The sequence below is a fragment of the Sphingobium anseongense genome (genome assembly GCF_037725245.1).
GTDB lineage: Bacteria > Pseudomonadota > Alphaproteobacteria > Sphingomonadales > Sphingomonadaceae > Sphingobium.
The window spans coordinates 1-15,296 of record NZ_JBBJUL010000007.1 but is presented as its reverse complement, the minus strand read 5'-3'; the positions used below and the strand labels follow the sequence as shown (position 1 = coordinate 15,296).

Here is a 15,296-nt window from a genome sequence, read left to right as displayed (position 1 = left end):
CGGCCATGTTGCGAAAACAGCTTCAGGAGGCGCGCCCCCTCCACCATCGCTGCGCGATGGTCCCGTTCCCCGTGCCGGAAAGGATCAGCGGGTCGGGTAATTGGGGGCTTCACGGGTAATGGTGACGTCGTGGACGTGACTTTCGGACAGACCCGCATTGGTGATCTGGACGAAACGCGCGCGCTCGCGCAGGTCCTTGAGCGTCGCGCTGCCGGTATAGCCCATCGCCGCCTTCACCCCGCCGACAAGCTGGTGGATGACATCCTTGGCCGGCCCCTTGAACGGCACCTGCCCCTCGATCCCTTCGGGCACCAGCTTCATCTGGTCCTTGATGTCCTGCTGGAAATAGCGGTCGGCGCTGCCGCGCGCCATCGCGCCGACGCTGCCCATGCCGCGATAGCTTTTATAGGCGCGCCCCTGATAGAGGAAGGTTTCGCCCGGCGCTTCCTCGGTCCCGGCCAGCAGCGAGCCGACCATGACGCAGCCGGCGCCCGCCGCCAGCGCCTTGGCCAGGTCGCCCGATGTACGCAGGCCGCCGTCGGCGATCACCGGAACGCCGTGCCTGGCTGCTGCTTCTGCGGCGTCCATGATCGCAGTCAACTGGGGCACGCCGACGCCGGCGACGACGCGCGTGGTGCAGATCGACCCCGGACCGATGCCGACCTTCACGCAGTCCGCGCCGGCGCCGATCAACGCCCTGGTCGCTTCGGCGGTGGCGACGTTGCCCGCGACGATCTGAACATGGTTGGACATTTTCTTGACCGCCTCGACCGCCGCCGACACCATTTTGCTGTGGCCATGGGCGGTATCTATGACGATGAGGTCGCACTCCGCGTCGATCAGCGCCCGCGTCCGCTCCAGCCCCTTGTCGCCGACCGTGGTCGCGGCGGCCACGCGCAGCCGGCCGGTCGCGTCCTTGGTAGCCTGCGGATAGGTGACCGCCTTTTCCATGTCCTTGACGGTGATGAGGCCGACACAGCGATAGGCATCGTCCACCACCAGCAGTTTTTCGATGCGGCGCTGATGCAGCATCCGCCTGGCTTCCTCCTGCGCGACGCCGGCGGGCACGACGGCCAGATTTTCGCTGGTCATCAGTTCGCTGACCGGCTGGCCGGGATTTTCGGCAAAGCGGGTGTCGCGATGGGTCAGGATGCCGACCAGCCGGCCCGATTCCTCGACCACCGGAATACCGCTGATCCGGTGCCGCTGCATCAGCATCTGCGCGTCGGCAAGCGTGGCTGTGGGCAGGATGGTGATCGGATTGACCACCATGCCGCTTTCGAACCGCTTGACCGCGCGCACCGCGTCCGCCTGTTCATCGACGGTCATGTTCCGGTGCAGCACGCCGATGCCGCCAAGCTGCGCCATCACGATCGCCATGTCGGCTTCGGTCACGGTATCCATCGCCGACGACAGGATCGGGATGTTCAGCCTGATTTCGCGCGTGACCTGGGTGCTGGTGTCGGCCTGGCTCGGCAGAACGTCCGATTCGGCCGGCTGAAGCAGCACGTCATCAAAGGTGAGACCGAGACGGATGTCCATTTGCTTGCCACTTTCCGGGGTTTTCGTGGCGGCCCATGTAACCATTTCCCCCGCCATCGGCTAGACGCCCCGGCATATTTTGTTGCGCCGCAGGAGATGCGAGTCATTTTCAGGGAACATCGGGCGCGCGGGGCGCTTGTGGCTGCTGCGGGAGCATGAGGAGGACGACCATGGCCGACACCCAGTTTACCGATGCCATAGCATTGCTCAAAGCCGATCATCGCAAGGTCGAAGAGCTGTTCGAAACATTCGAGGCGACCAAGGCGCCATCGAAGAAACAGGCGATCGCCCGCGAAATCTGCACCGAGCTGAAAATCCATACCAGCATCGAGGAAGAGATTTTCTATCCCGCCTTTCGCGGCAAGATCGAGGACGACACGCTGGACGAAGCCTATGTCGAGCATGACGGCGCCAAGATATTGATCAACGATATCGAGGCCGGATCAGCCGAAGACGATTTCTACGACGCCAAGGTCAAGGTGCTGTCCGAAGAGATCAAGCACCATGTCCATGAGGAGGAAATGCCGTCCGAAGGCATGTTCGCCCAGTGCCGCAAGACCGATGTCGACCTGGTCGCGCTGCGCGATGCGATGATGGCGCGCAAGCAAAAGTTGATGGCGCAGGCGAAGGCCAGCGGCTTGCCGGCGGCAAAACCGAGCGCGGTCAACCTTATCGCCGCCTGACGCGCGAAGTTTCCTCCCCCGCCGGGGCGCGCGCTATCCAGCCTGCGCCTCGGCCCGGGCGATCAGCGCGCGCGCCTCATCGACATGCATGGCTTCGATCATGCGGCCTTCGAAGCGTTCCGCTCCGCCGGTCGCGGCATCGACCAGCCGCCGCGCATCGGCGACCGCGTGGGCATCAGGGCCGAACAGCCGATTGGCGATCGCGATCTGCGCGGGATGGATCAGCGTCTTGCCGTCGAAGCCCAGCATATGGCCATGCGCGCATTCCGCTTCGAACCCGGCATCGTCGTCCAGCCGGTTATAGACGCCGTCGAACACCGCAATCCTGGCGGCACGGACCGCCAGCACCACCTGTTGCAGCGCCAGCGACAGCCCGTCCCGGCCCGCACCGGCGGGAATGTGCAGGTCCTTGCGCAGATCGTTGGTGCCCATGAACAGCGCGGCGGTGCCCTCCGCCGCGCCGATCGCGCTTGCCCCCAGCACGCCCGCCGGGCTTTCGATCATCGCGATAACCGGCCGCTGGCAGACGCTGAACACGTCAGCGACCTGCCGCACCGTTTCGACCTTGGGCAATATCACATAATCGGCGGCAGAGCCTTTCACCGCGACCATTTCCGCCCCATGCCAGAGCGTGCCCGCCACGTTGATCCGCACCGCCGTCAGCCGCTCGCCGAAACCCTGCCGCAGCGCATCGATCGCCTGGTCCCGCGCCTCCTGCTTGCGGTCGTCGGGCACCGCATCCTCCAGGTCGAGCATCACCATGTCGCACGGCAGCCCCCTTGCCTTTTCGATCGCGCGCGCGTTGGACGCGGGCAGGAACAGCAGCGATCGGGCGTGGTGGAGCAGCATGGGCCTTGACCTTTCGTTTCGTTCCGGTTTCGCTTCCCCCGTCCCGCAATTCACGGCATAGTCGCGTGACCGCCGGGGAGGAATTTGGGCTATGATCACGACATTCGCGCTTGGCCTCAGCCTGTTGGTATTCATCTATCTCGCCGCATCTATCAAGGTTGTGCGGCAAGGCTATCAATATACCATCGAACGCTTTGGGCGCTTCACCGAAGTCGCGCGGCCCGGCCTCAATTTCTATCCCGCCTTCTTTTACGCGGTCGGCCGCAAGATCAACATGATGGAACAGGTGGTCGATATTCCGGGGCAGGAAATCATCACCAAGGACAATGCCATGGTGTCGGTCGACGGCGTGGTCTTCTTCCAGGTGCTCGACGCCGCCAAGGCCGCCTATGAAGTGTCGGAACTGTACGTCGCGATCATGCAGCTGGCCACCACCAACCTGCGCACCGTCATGGGATCGATGGATCTGGACGAAACCCTGTCCAAACGCGACGAGATCAACGCGCGGCTGCTGTCGGTGGTCGATCATGCGACCAACGCCTGGGGCATCAAGATCACCCGCGTCGAGCTGAAGGATATTCGCCCGCCCGCCGACATCGTCAACGCCATGGGCCGGCAGATGAAGGCGGAACGGGAAAAGCGCGCGAACATATTGGATGCCGAAGGCGCGCGCGCGGCTGAAATCCTGCGCGCCGAAGGCGAGAAGCAGGGCCAGATCCTTCAGGCCGAGGGCCGTCGCGAAGCCGCATTCCGCGACGCCGAGGCACGCGAACGCGAAGCCGAGGCGGAGGCCAAGGCGACGCAGATGGTGTCCGACGCCATTTCGGCGGGCAATCCGCAGGCGCTCAACTATTTCATCGCGCAGAAATATGTCGAGGCGGTAAGCCAGTTCGCGACATCGCCCAATGCCAAGACCATCCTGTTCCCGGTCGAAGCGACGCAACTGATCGGCACCCTGGGCGGCATCGGCCAGCTGGCTAAGGATGCGCTGGGCGGCGACGGCAGCACCCACGCGCCCCCCGCCCCGCCCCGGCGCGGGCCGTTTACGCAAAGCCAGGGCTGATGGACTGGCTCGACACGATCGACGGCCACTGGTGGTGGATGGTCTTTGCCGTGCTGCTGGGCATCGGCGAGATATTGCTGCCCGGCGTCTTCCTGATCTGGGTGGCGCTCGCGGCGGCGGCGACCGGCGTGATCGCCTTTGCCCTGCCGGTCGGCCCGGCCCTGCAAATGCTGATATTCGCGGGCCTTTGCCTGGTCGCGACATGGGGTGGCCGGCGCTGGTACGCCGCCACGCCGGTCACCTCGCAGGACCCGCAACTGAATGACCGCGTCGCCCGCCTGATCGGTCAGACCGTGCTGGTGGTCGAAGCGATCGAGGGCGGCGAGGGCCGTGTCAAGGTGGGCGATGGCGTCTGGTCCTGCCGGGGCGCCGACGCGGCGGCGGGAACGCGGGTACGGATCGTTGGCGCCGATGCTTCGTTGTTACTGGTCGAGCCGGCCTGAGGCGCGGCGACCGGCAGGCAGGCGGCAACACATCCGAGATGCGGTATTGCCGCCCTGCCAAGCGCCACGGGATCAATCAGACGGCGCGAGGATTGAGAGATGGTCAGGACGGTTCGCCTTCGCAGGTGGCGCCTATCAACCTGCCCTGCGTCCGCGCCTTCATCTTCATCGTCGCGCCCGGCTCTGTTCCGGTCGACGTCATGTCCATCACCATGTCGTAGCGGTCGGGCGCATAGGTGCCCTTCATCGTCGCGTTCATCGTCTGGCCGTCATGGGTGCAACTCACCTGCCCCTTGACCGCGCCGCCCGCCATGTCGAAGCCCTTGTAGCTGCAATTCTTGTCGGCCTGGCCCGCCAGCATGTCCGCGCTGGGCCTGGCCGCCTGTTCGGGCGTCACGCAATGCTTGATGCCGACGCGGCTCATGCCGGCCTTCATCTGTTCCTTGAACTGAGCGGCGGACGCGCCGCCCGGCATCTGCGCCATCTCCAGATCCTCGATCGTGAAGCTGGTTTCCCATTGTCCGGGCTTGAGCTTGACGCCATCGACCTTCGCCGCGACCTGCTCACCCGTCATCGCGTCGGTGGCCGCGATATCGTCGGCCTTTTTATCGGAAGCCTCGCCGCAGCCCGCCAGCAGCGCCGCCGTGCCGAATGCCGCCAAAAGCATATTTCTCATCGCCATCTCCCCTTCAACCGCTGGACAGTTGCGACCCGCCTGCGCTGCGACCATATCAAGCCGCGATGACAATTCAAATCCGCACCACGCTTGACGAGCCCGACACCGGCACGAGTTTCGTCCCTCACCGCCCGGCGCGGCCGGAAAAGTCCGAAGGGGGCAGACCCTTCAGGCTGATGAGCGATTATGAGCCGTCGGGCGACCAGCGCACCGCGATCCCCGAACTGGTGGATCAGGCGCTGGCGGGCGAGCGCGACCAGGTGCTGCTGGGCGTGACGGGATCGGGCAAGACCTTCACCATGGCCAAGGTCATCGAGGCGTTGCAGCGCCCTGCCCTGATCCTTGCGCCCAACAAGATCCTCGCCGCGCAGCTCTATGGCGAGTTCAAGAGCTTTTTCCCGGAGAACGCGGTCGAATATTTCGTCAGCTATTATGACTATTACCAGCCCGAAGCCTATGTCGCACGGTCGGACACCTATATCGAGAAGGAATCCAGCGTAAACGAAAGCATCGACCGGATGCGCCATTCGGCGACCCGGTCGCTGCTGGAACGGGACGATGTCATCATCGTCGCATCGGTCAGCTGCATCTATGGCATCGGGTCGGTCGAAACCTATTCGGCGATGACCTTTTCGATGAAGAAAGGCGGCATCGAGGACCAGCGCGAGATCATCCGCAAGCTGGTCGCGCTCCAGTACAAGCGCAACGATGCCGGTTTCGCGCGCGGCAATTTCCGGGTGAAGGGCGATAATCTGGAGGTTTTCCCGTCGCATTATGAGGACACCGCCTGGCGCGTGAGCTTCTTTGGCAACGAGATCGAGGATATTGTCGAGTTCGACCCGCTGACCGGCAAGAAGGTCGCGTCGCTCGACTATGTGAAGGTCTTTCCCAACAGCCACCATGTCACCCCCGGCCCGACGCTCAAGCAGGCGATGGAGGCGATCCGTTTCGAACTGACCGAGCGGCTCAAGGAACTGGAGAGCGAGGGCAAACTGCTGGAAGCGCAGCGGCTGGAGCAGCGCACCAATTTCGACCTGGAGATGATCGCGGCCACCGGATCGTGCGCGGGGATCGAAAATTACAGCCGCTTCCTGACCGGCCGCCTGCCCGGCGAACCGCCGCCGACGCTGTTCGAATATCTGCCCGAAAATGCGCTGCTGTTCATCGATGAAAGCCATCAGACCGTGCCGCAGATCGGCGCGATGGCGCGCGGCGACCATCGGCGCAAGATCACGCTCGCCGAATATGGCTTTCGCCTGCCCAGTTGTATCGACAACCGCCCGCTGCGCTTCAACGAATGGGACGCGATGCGGCCGCAGACGGTCAGCGTGTCGGCAACGCCCGGATCATGGGAGATGGAGCAGACCGGCGGCGTGTTCAGCGAACAGGTGATTCGCCCCACCGGCCTCATCGACCCGCCGGTGGAGATCAAGCCGGTGGAGGACCAGGTCGACGACCTGATCAACGAATGCCGCAAGGTGGCGGCGAACGGCTATCGCACGCTCGTCACCACGCTGACCAAGCGGATGGCGGAGGACCTGACCGAATTCATGCACGAGGCCGGGATCAAGGTCCGTTACATGCACAGCGACGTCGAGACGCTGGAGCGGATCGAGTTGATCCGCGACCTGCGGCTCGGCGTCTATGACGTGCTGATCGGCATCAACCTGTTGCGCGAGGGGCTGGACATTCCCGAATGCGGGCTGGTCGCGATCCTGGACGCCGACAAGGAAGGCTTCCTGCGATCCGAAACCTCGCTGATCCAGACGATCGGCCGCGCGGCGCGCAATGTCGACGGACGGGTGATCCTCTATGCCGACCGCATGACCGGTTCCATGGAACGGGCGCTGAACGAAACCGGGCGCCGGCGCGAAAAGCAGGAAGCCTATAACCGCGAACATGGCATCACCCCGACCACCATCAAGCGCAACATCGGCGACATCATCGCGCATGTCGCGAGCAAGGACGGCGTGATCGTCGATACCGGCGACGCGGATCGCCCGCATATGGTCGGTCACAATCTGCGCGCCTATATCGAGGATCTGGAAAAGAAGATGCGCGCCGCCGCCGCCGACCTGGAATTCGAGGAGGCCGGACGGATACGCGACGAAATAAGGAAGCTGGAGGCGGAAGAATTGGGCCTGCCGGTGGAGCAGCAGGTGGAGGCTCCGCGCGGACGCGCGAACGAAGGCAAGCCGGGGACGCGGAAATTGCGTTACGGCAAGACGCAGCGCAAAATGGGGCGATGAGGCGCTAACAGGGTTAGCGGCGCGTTAACCATCGCTTGTTAAGCCATGGCTCGCCAATCGGAGCGGCCATGCCTTATTTGCTTGAAGACCTGTTCGGCCTGTTGATGGCGACGTGGCTGGCACCACTTTTGTTCATTCTGCCCGGTTTCGGCCTCGCGCGGCTGGCGGGCGGCGTGGGCCTCGATTGCGATGATGGATGGCGGCGCGCCGGCTGGGCGATGCTGCTGGCCTTTGCCCTGTTCCCGATCCTGGATTCCCTGCTGATCCGCTGGATCGGCATCGGCGCCGCCGTGGCGCTGCATATCGGCTTGCTGATTTACGGCGCGCCGTTGCTGCGCCGGCTTGATTGGCGCAGGACCGGCGTTTTCGTCAGTCTCGCGGCGGTCTGGTGGCTGATCTGTGCATGGGCGTTCGTCGATATCGACTGGGACGGCGGGCTGCATCAGAGCCTGGTCGTCTACGACCTGGTCAAGCATGCCGCCGTCACCGAACAGATTGCGCGCATCGGGCTGCCGCTGCGCGATCCGTTTTTCGCGCGCGAGGGCGTGGCGGGATATTATCATTATTTCTACGAATGGCCCGCGATGGTGCGCTGGACGAGCGGCTTTGCCATCTCCGCCCGCATGGCGTTCGCCGCCTGCGCATTCTGGACGGGGATGGCGGTGCCGGCGCTGTTGTGGCGGCTGGCGGCGGATGCGCGGCTGATCGGCGTGGGTCGCGAACGGGGGGCGCTGCTGATGGCTGCGCTGCTTTGCTTTGTCACCGGGCTGGATATCCTCCCCGTAGCTCTGCGCTGGAACGTAACCGGCTGGGCCGACCCCCATATCGACATGTGGAACAGCGAAGTCGCATGGATGCTGCGGTCGAGCCTGTGGGTGCCCCACCATCTGGCCGCAGTGATTGCAGGGTGGACCGGCATATTGATCGCCAGCCGCGCCCCCGCATCGCCAGTCGGCTGGAGCGTAGCGGGAATGGCAGGCGTTGCCTTTGCCAGCATGTTCGGGCTTTCGGCCTGGGTGGCGCTGACCTTTGCGCCGCTGCTGGTGGTATGGGGGGGCATCCGGCTAACGAAGCGAGACGGGCGGCTACTGGCCGCCGGGACGTTGGCGGCCATCCTCTCGATCCCGCAGTTCCTGGACCTTGCCCATGGCCGTTCCGGCGAGTTTCCCATAGGTTTTGCCGTAAGGTCGTTCATGTGGCTGCTGCCCGAAGCGACGATGCTTTCCCAGGTCGGCAATTTATTGCTGCTCCCCGTCAACTATGCGCTCGAATTCGGCCTCTTTGCCCTGGGCGGGGCCATAGCGCTGTCCTTTGCCCTGCGGCGACCTGATCGGGTGAATGACGTGGCCGCGCTTCTGCTGGCAAGCGCAATAACCTCGCTTGTGATCGCCAGTTTCATGCAATCGGTGCTGATAAACAATGATTTGGGCTGGCGGTCGACCCTGCTGGCGCAGGTCGCTGCGCTGGTGGCAACCGTGCATGTGGCGCAATACAGGGGGGTAAAGCGACACTACCGGCAGGCAGCCATCCTGCTGGGTGCTCTTGGGATGGCGGGGACACTTTATGACGTCATTGGTCTACGCCTGATCCGCCAACCCTATATGCCGGCGAGGACGGTGCCCCAGAACCGGGCACCCGACATCGACCTGGCGCTCCGCCGCGCCTATGGCTGGGCCGACGTCCATCTGCCCGAAGGCGCCGTGCTCCAGCATGCGGTGGGGATGGACAGGAGAGCGTTTGATTTTGGTCTCTACGGACACCGCTGGCCCGCCGTCGCTGACCAAGAAGCGTCGCTATTCGGGGCAGGACAATATGCGGTGCTAAGCCGCATCGCCCTGCTAAAGCCCATATTCACGCAGCGTCTTGCCCCTGACCAACTGGCAGCGCGCGCGCGCGCTGCCCGGGTGAACTATCTGCTGTTCACGCGAAACGATCCTGTATGGGCGTCTCTGACGCTCCCCTGCCTTTATCGATCACGGCTTATATGCATAACGCGGGTGGAGGAAGGTTGACTTGATGACTCTGCTTCGCTGTGTCGCCTTGCTGGCGCTGACCTATACCGCTGCATTGCTGCTGGGCTTTTGCCTTTATGTCGGTTTGATCCGCAGTCCGATGCTGGCGGACATGCCCGTTCTCTTCTATCGTGGCTTGGCGCTGGCGTTCGTGGCTGCGCTGTTGCTGTGCAGCGTCGGCGCGATCCTTCGCCGCCGCCTAGGGCTCGACATTTCGACATTGCTGGGCGCGGTGACTATTTCGCTCTCCTTCAATATCTGCTTCCTCGTCATCTTTCCCGTCACATTCGACCGATCCATCACGATGTTCCTGCTCGCGCGGATCGAACGCCAGGACGGCCAACTGGACCGTAAAGGTCTGGAAGGGGTCTTCGTCACGGAATATCTCGACGAAATGCAGCAGATCGATCGCCGGATCGCGGAACAATCATTGTCGGGAAACATAAGGGTCTCGCACGGGCGGATAAGCATCACGCCGCAAGGCAAGCAATTGCTGGCCGGAGCCCGGACGATCGGGGCATGGTTTGACACCGACCCCCGGTTCATCACCGCCGCGCCGGAGCCCGCTTTCGATAGCAAGCGATGATCGTCGTCGGCAATCGCCCAAAGTCCCGGCAAACCAAGCCGGCGCGAGCGAAGCTCCGCAGGTCGGCGGGGTAAGTCCGCCCCCGCGTCGATGACACGTTGCGGTCATATATCCAGATTAGTGCTGCGTCCTGCCGCGCGGCGTGCTCGATCAGATAGGGGTTGGGATCGGCGGCGGCAGGCAGTTGAGCGATCTCGACCTCCACCGGACGTCCCTCCCGCTGGAAGAAATAGCCTGCGACTTCTGCCAGCCGGGCCGGATCGGAAGCCGTGCCAGTGGGATTGTCCCAAAGGAACATCAGATGGCTGGGGCTTTCCTTGGCCAGCCAGGCGCTGGGCTGCATAAGGTTGAAGCCATAGCGATGGTCAAGTTCGGGAACATACAAGCGGTCGCGCAACGGACCAAAGGCGATAGCGATCATCATCGCCAGAATAATCGGCGCGCCATATGGCGTCCAACGATCAAGACCCCGCATCCATAACGCCACGCCGAACAGGATCGCAGGCATGACCATGGTCGCGTATCGTGGAGTAAAGCTCGGCCGCACCATCGCCAATCCCAGCAGCACCGCCAAAGCGAGCCAACCGCTGATGGCCACCAACGCTTCGGACGAGAGAGGCGGGGCAGATGCGCCGAGCAAGCGCGATCCGCAGGCGACAATTGCGCCCACCGCCATGCCGGCGCAAAGAATATAGCCGACCGCTAATGACCCGAAAAGCAATTCGGGCACAAACCACAAGGCGCGCGGCGGCACCACCGATTGCCATGCCACGCCAGCCCCGCTCAACCGCGCGAGAAAGGACATGTGGAAGAGCATCCACACAATGACCGGCGCGAAGCCCAGGAGCGCGGGCCAGGTTGCCGTCACACTACGCCGGCGCGCAATGAGAAAGATCATCCCCTGAATCGCCGAAATGAACAGCCCGAAATAGTGGGTCAGGATGATCGCGTCCGTCACCGCCACCCAGATACCGGCGCGACGCAGCGAGGGCGCAGACAGGAGCCGCAGGAACGCGATGGACTGTGCCGTCGCCAGCAGGAACAACAGAGCATATGAACGGGCTTCGGTGGCGATCGCAAAACCCGGTATCCAGACCGCGCAGACACCGCTCCAGCACAGTCGCGTCCTCCAGTCGGGGTGGCCCGCGAACAAAATGAGGACCGGCGCCGCGAGCGATGCCCCAAGCGAGGGCAGCCGCAGGGCAAGGCCGCTGTCTCCCGCCAGCTTTTCCCAGGCCCAGAGCAGCATATAATATACGGGGCCGCCCAACTCATTCAGACACCAGCGGACCAGATCGCCAAATTTGGCCTGCGAGGCGATCACCGCAGAAAAGGTCTCATCAAACCATATCGGCGCGTCCATGCCAGCAACGATCCGGTTGATCGACCCGACCAGTATCGCTGCAAGGACCAGCCAGGTCATGATCCGCGTATCGCTCAGCCGATGGGGCGGGGTCGATATGAACCCTTCATCGGATGCCGCCATGATGTGATGGTGATGCATGGGTCCCCCTTCGTCGCCTGGCAGCATAGGCAGATATGGTTAACCACATCCTATCGGCCGCTTGGCAATGCTGGACGGCTCCCCGCCACCATTAGGCTTTTGTCAAAGTTTCCCGACTATTCACTTTGTTTGACCATGACAGTCGGACGATAAGAAGCGGCGGAGACCTATGAGCGCATTTGGACGTAAAAGTGGCCCGGCCGGCACGAAGCCCGGCTTTGGCGTCGCCCGCCCCATGCACGGGGGCAGTGCCCCCGGCGACGAACGCGGCGGCGAGCAGTTTCCGCCGCTGGATATCGCCGCGCTTCCGGGTGAACCATTCGATCCGCTGGCCGCGCCGACCAGTCAGATGCAGCGCAACGCCGATGCCATCCAGCGCCTGTCCGACCGTGCCAATAACGATCATGTCCCCGACGCCGGGCCGCAAGGGTTCGAAGCATCTGTCCACAAGATCAAGGAACAGGTGCTGCCGCGTCTGTTGGAACGAGTCGACCCCGAAGCGGCGGCGACACTGACCAAGGATGAACTGGCCGAGGAATTCCGGCCTATCATCATGGAGGTGCTGGCCGAGCTGAAGCTGACGCTCAACCGCCGCGAACAGTTCGCGCTGGAAAAGGTGCTGGTCGACGAACTGCTGGGCCTGGGGCCGCTCGAAGAGCTGCTGAACGATCCCGACATCACCGACATCATGGTGAACGGTCCCGACCAGACCTATATCGAAAAGAAGGGCAAGCTGGTCGTCGCGCCGATCCGTTTCCGTGACGAGGAGCATCTGTTCCAGATCGCGCAGCGCATCGTCAGCAAGGTCGGCCGCCGCGTCGACCAGACGACGCCGCTGGCCGACGCCCGCCTGCCCGACGGGTCCCGCGTCAACGTGATCGTGCCGCCGCTGTCGCTGCGCGGCACCGCGATCTCGATCCGTAAATTTTCGGCAAAGCCGATCACGCTGGACATGCTCGCCAATTGGGGCGCGATGAGCCCCAAGATGGCGACCGCGCTCAAGATCGCGGGCGCATGCCGGTTCAACATCGTCATTTCGGGCGGCACGGGTTCGGGCAAGACGACGATGCTCAATGCGCTGTCCAAGATGATAGACCCCGGCGAGCGCGTGCTGACCATCGAGGATGCCGCCGAATTGCGCTTGCAGCAGCCGCACTGGTTGCCGCTGGAAACGCGTCCGCCGAACCTGGAAGGGCAAGGCGCGATCACCATCGGCGACCTGGTCAAGAACGCTCTGCGTATGCGTCCCGACCGCATCATTCTGGGCGAAATTCGCGGCGCGGAATGTTTCGACCTGCTCGCGGCGATGAACACCGGCCATGACGGTTCGATGTGTACGCTCCACAGCAACAGCCCGCGCGAATGCCTTGGCCGTATGGAAAACATGATCCTGATGGGCGATATCAAGATCCCCAAGGAAGCGATTTCCAAGCAGATCGCCGATTCGGTCGACCTGATCGTTCAGGTCAAGCGGCTGCGCGACGGTTCGCGCCGCGTCACCAACGTGACCGAAGTGATCGGCATGGAAGGCGACGTCATCGTCACCCAGGAACTGTTTAAGTTCGAATATCATGACGAGGACGACAGCGGGAAGATCATCGGCGAATATCGTTCGATGGGGCTGCGGCCCTACACGCTGGACAAGGCGCGGATGTTCGGTTTCGACCAGCCCTTCCTGGAAGCCTGCCTGTAACGGCCAGGTCCCGCGACTTTTTCCCCCGCGCGCCCCTTGCGCGCGGCCATCGCGCGCTTCACATCGTGGGTCCCCCAAGAAGAGGATTTCCGCGCATGAACCGTCTCGCCCGAGCCAGCCTGCTGCTGATCGCCACCCTGCCCGTCCTGCCCGCCATGGCGCAACATGCCGGGCATGGCGATCATGCCGCGCACAGCGCCGCCGATCCGATCGGCACGGCCATCGCCGCACCAACCCGCACGCCCGCCTATGTCGCGCGCGACATATATCGCCACCCGGCCGAAACGCTCGCCTTTTTCGGCGTGACGCCGACGCAGACGGTGCTCGAATATATGCCCGCGGGCGGCTGGTACACCGAGATCCTGGCGCCGCTGCTCAGGGACAAGGGCGTATTTTATGCGGCGCAGGCCGCTGGGCCGGGTTTCGACAAGTTCAAGGCCAAGCTGGATGCGGACGCTGCGACCTATGGCAAGGTCAAGCTGGTCCCCTGGACCGCGCCGCTGGCGAGCGTCCCGGCCGGCAGCGTCGATACGGTTCTGACCTTCCGCAATGTCCATAACATGGTGATGGGCGGAACCGAGGCCGCAACGTTCAAGGCGTTTTTCGATGTGCTCAAGCCGGGCGGCACGCTGGGCATCGTCGATCACCGGCTGCCTGAAGATCGCGATACCGCGCTGGAAAAATCGAGCGGCTATATCAAGGTTTCGACCGTCAGGCGGCTCGCCGAGGCGGCGGGCTTCCAATATGTCGGCGCGTCCGAAGTGAACGCCAATCCCAAGGACACCGCCGATTGGGAGAAGGGCGTGTGGACGCTGCCCCCGGTTCTGCGCAATGGCGAGGTCGACAAGGACAAATATCTGGCGATCGGCGAGAGCGACCGCATGACGCTCAAATTCCGCAAACCATAGTCGTTGCGGACAACCGCGGTTGCGCGCCGGCGCAATCGCGGTAAAGCCGGCGCGTGGAAGCGCCATCGACCCTCACCAGCGCCGACCCGCAGGAGGCCCCGCCTCCGCGCGAGGAGCGCGCGCTGTTCGCCATGGGCCTGCGTTTGCTCGCCATGGTCTTTCTGTCGGCCATGTTCGCCGGCGTGAAGATGGCCGACGCACGCGGCGTCCACCTGATCGAATCGCTGTTCTACCGGCAGGCGTTGGCGTTGCCGCTGGTCTTTGCCTGGGTGGCATGGAGCGACGGCGCAGGCGCGGTGCGGACCAGCCGCATCGGCATCCACGCCAGCCGCGCGGCGCTGGGCATGGTGGGCATGATACTCAATTTCGGGTCGTTCATCCTGCTGCCGCTGACAGAAGCGACGAGCATCGGCTTCACCATGCCGATTTTCGGCACGATCCTGTCGGCGCTGATCCTGCGTGAGGCGACCGGCTGGTATCGCTGGGGCGCGGTGCTGCTGGGCTTTGCCGGCGTGCTGGTCATGGTGCGGCCCGATGTCGGCCATGTGCCGCTGACCGGCCTCGCGGTCGCCTTGTCGGCGGCGATCCTGACCGCTTGCATCAGCCTGGTCCTGCGCGAACTGGGGCGCACCGAACGGCCCGGCGTGGTCGTGTTCTGGTTCACCGCCCTGTCGGTGCCGCCGCTGGGCATGGCGATGCTGTTTGTCGGGCAGGCGCATGATCCTGTGACGTGGGGCCTGTTGCTGTTCATAGGCATCGTCGGCGGGCTGGCGCAATTGTGCATGACCGGGGCGCTGCGCTGGGCGCCGGTGTCGGTGGTGCTGCCGATGGATTACAGTTCGATCATCTGGGCGACGCTGATCGGATGGCTGGTGTGGGACGACTGGCCGCTCGCCACGACCTGGGCCGGCGCGGCGCTGATCGTCACGAGCGGTCTGACGATCGCCTGGCGCGAGCATGTCCGCGCCAGGCGGGTCCGTCCATAGAGTATCGAGCCATGGATCATAGCGGTTGGGTCCGAGCCAAAGGCCCAGCGCCTTCGCTCCGCCCGGACACACAGCATATGGGGCGGATCATTGGCCCCCTGT

At 63.8% G+C, this 15,296-nt stretch carries 13 protein-coding genes; 9 read left to right on the top strand and 4 right to left on the bottom strand.

The features are described from left to right. Positions 1-84: 84 nt before the first annotated feature. Entirely contained in the window at positions 85-1,542 is a 1,458-nt protein-coding gene (guaB, locus tag WG908_RS10885; RefSeq protein WP_340186611.1) for an IMP dehydrogenase, read from the bottom strand. A gap of 170 nt (positions 1,543-1,712) precedes the next feature. Here guaB and WG908_RS10880 point away from each other — a divergent pair, with 170 nt between their 5' ends. Beyond that, positions 1,713-2,225 (top strand): hemerythrin domain-containing protein, encoded by a 513-nt coding sequence (locus WG908_RS10880; protein ID WP_340186610.1) that lies wholly within the window; start codon positions 1,713-1,715, stop codon positions 2,223-2,225. 33 nt (positions 2,226-2,258) lie between these two features. Here WG908_RS10880 and WG908_RS10875 read toward each other — a convergent pair whose 3' ends face one another. Then, complete coding sequence (locus WG908_RS10875; RefSeq protein WP_340186609.1) at positions 2,259-3,074, bottom strand: HpcH/HpaI aldolase/citrate lyase family protein; 816 nt, start codon at positions 3,072-3,074, stop codon at positions 2,259-2,261. 91 nt (positions 3,075-3,165) lie between these two features. On the opposite strand from WG908_RS10875, the gene WG908_RS10870 reads away from it, so the two are divergent. Both WG908_RS10870 and WG908_RS10865 read left to right on the top strand, forming a co-directional pair. Continuing rightward, positions 3,166-4,137: an SPFH domain-containing protein gene (locus WG908_RS10870; RefSeq protein ID WP_340186608.1), complete on the top strand. Its 972-nt coding sequence runs from the start codon at positions 3,166-3,168 to the stop codon at positions 4,135-4,137. Beyond that, complete coding sequence (locus WG908_RS10865) at positions 4,137-4,580, top strand: NfeD family protein (RefSeq protein WP_340186607.1); 444 nt, start codon at positions 4,137-4,139, stop codon at positions 4,578-4,580. The genes WG908_RS10870 and WG908_RS10865 overlap by 1 nt, the downstream gene beginning before the upstream one ends. Before the next feature lie 103 nt (positions 4,581-4,683). Here the strand turns inward: WG908_RS10865 and WG908_RS10860 are convergent, their stop codons facing one another. Further along, on the bottom strand, positions 4,684-5,256 hold the full coding sequence (locus tag WG908_RS10860; protein ID WP_340186606.1) for a DUF3617 domain-containing protein: 573 nt from the start codon (positions 5,254-5,256) through the stop codon (positions 4,684-4,686). A 65-nt stretch (positions 5,257-5,321) separates the two neighbouring features. On the opposite strand from WG908_RS10860, the gene uvrB reads away from it, so the two are divergent. The 3 genes from uvrB to WG908_RS10845 all read left to right on the top strand — a co-directional run bounded on the left by uvrB (position 5,322) and on the right by WG908_RS10845 (position 10,103). Continuing rightward, positions 5,322-7,505, top strand: a complete 2,184-nt coding sequence (gene uvrB / locus WG908_RS10855) for an excinuclease ABC subunit UvrB (RefSeq protein WP_340186605.1) — start codon at positions 5,322-5,324, stop codon at positions 7,503-7,505. Between the two features lie 68 nt (positions 7,506-7,573). Then, positions 7,574-9,517 carry a hypothetical protein gene (locus WG908_RS10850; protein ID WP_340186604.1) on the top strand — a complete coding sequence of 648 codons (1,944 nt, stop codon included), beginning with the start codon at positions 7,574-7,576 and terminating at the stop codon, positions 9,515-9,517. 4 nt (positions 9,518-9,521) lie between these two features. Beyond that, positions 9,522-10,103 carry a hypothetical protein gene (locus WG908_RS10845; protein ID WP_340186764.1) on the top strand — a complete coding sequence of 194 codons (582 nt, stop codon included), beginning with the start codon at positions 9,522-9,524 and terminating at the stop codon, positions 10,101-10,103. Here WG908_RS10845 and WG908_RS10840 read toward each other — a convergent pair. Next, entirely contained in the window at positions 10,063-11,607 is a 1,545-nt protein-coding gene (locus WG908_RS10840; protein WP_340186603.1) for a glycosyltransferase family protein, read from the bottom strand. The two genes, WG908_RS10845 and WG908_RS10840, sit on opposite strands and share 41 nt — an antisense overlap. A 169-nt stretch (positions 11,608-11,776) precedes the next feature. On the opposite strand from WG908_RS10840, the gene WG908_RS10835 reads away from it, so the two are divergent. The 3 genes from WG908_RS10835 (at position 11,777) to WG908_RS10825 (ending at position 15,194) form a co-directional block, all read left to right on the top strand. Next, positions 11,777-13,300, top strand: coding sequence for a TadA family conjugal transfer-associated ATPase (locus tag WG908_RS10835; protein WP_340186602.1), 1,524 nt, complete (start codon positions 11,777-11,779; stop codon positions 13,298-13,300). A gap of 95 nt (positions 13,301-13,395) precedes the next feature. Then, positions 13,396-14,208: a class I SAM-dependent methyltransferase gene (locus tag WG908_RS10830; RefSeq protein ID WP_340186601.1), complete on the top strand. Its 813-nt coding sequence runs from the start codon at positions 13,396-13,398 to the stop codon at positions 14,206-14,208. 131 nt (positions 14,209-14,339) lie between these two features. Beyond that, positions 14,340-15,194 carry a DMT family transporter gene (locus WG908_RS10825; protein WP_340186763.1) on the top strand — a complete coding sequence of 285 codons (855 nt, stop codon included), beginning with the start codon at positions 14,340-14,342 and terminating at the stop codon, positions 15,192-15,194. The last annotated feature ends 102 nt before the right edge of the window (positions 15,195-15,296 follow it).

Excerpts from the sequence above, each read along its gene's own strand:
- guaB (WP_340186611.1), bottom strand. The coding sequence starts at position 1,542 with ATGGACATCCGTCTCGGTCTCACCTTTGATGACGTGCTGCTTCAGCCG.
- WG908_RS10880 (WP_340186610.1), top strand. The coding sequence starts at position 1,713 with ATGGCCGACACCCAGTTTACCGATGCCATAGCATTGCTCAAAGCCGAT.
- WG908_RS10875 (WP_340186609.1), bottom strand. The coding sequence starts at position 3,074 with ATGCTGCTCCACCACGCCCGATCGCTGCTGTTCCTGCCCGCGTCCAAC.
- WG908_RS10870 (WP_340186608.1), top strand. The coding sequence starts at position 3,166 with ATGATCACGACATTCGCGCTTGGCCTCAGCCTGTTGGTATTCATCTAT.
- WG908_RS10865 (WP_340186607.1), top strand. The coding sequence starts at position 4,137 with ATGGACTGGCTCGACACGATCGACGGCCACTGGTGGTGGATGGTCTTT.
- WG908_RS10860 (WP_340186606.1), bottom strand. The coding sequence starts at position 5,256 with ATGAGAAATATGCTTTTGGCGGCATTCGGCACGGCGGCGCTGCTGGCG.
- uvrB (WP_340186605.1), top strand. The coding sequence starts at position 5,322 with ATGACAATTCAAATCCGCACCACGCTTGACGAGCCCGACACCGGCACG.
- WG908_RS10850 (WP_340186604.1), top strand. The coding sequence starts at position 7,574 with ATGCCTTATTTGCTTGAAGACCTGTTCGGCCTGTTGATGGCGACGTGG.
- WG908_RS10845 (WP_340186764.1), top strand. The coding sequence starts at position 9,522 with ATGACTCTGCTTCGCTGTGTCGCCTTGCTGGCGCTGACCTATACCGCT.
- WG908_RS10840 (WP_340186603.1), bottom strand. The coding sequence starts at position 11,607 with ATGCATCACCATCACATCATGGCGGCATCCGATGAAGGGTTCATATCG.
- WG908_RS10835 (WP_340186602.1), top strand. The coding sequence starts at position 11,777 with ATGAGCGCATTTGGACGTAAAAGTGGCCCGGCCGGCACGAAGCCCGGC.
- WG908_RS10830 (WP_340186601.1), top strand. The coding sequence starts at position 13,396 with ATGAACCGTCTCGCCCGAGCCAGCCTGCTGCTGATCGCCACCCTGCCC.
- WG908_RS10825 (WP_340186763.1), top strand. The coding sequence starts at position 14,340 with ATGGGCCTGCGTTTGCTCGCCATGGTCTTTCTGTCGGCCATGTTCGCC.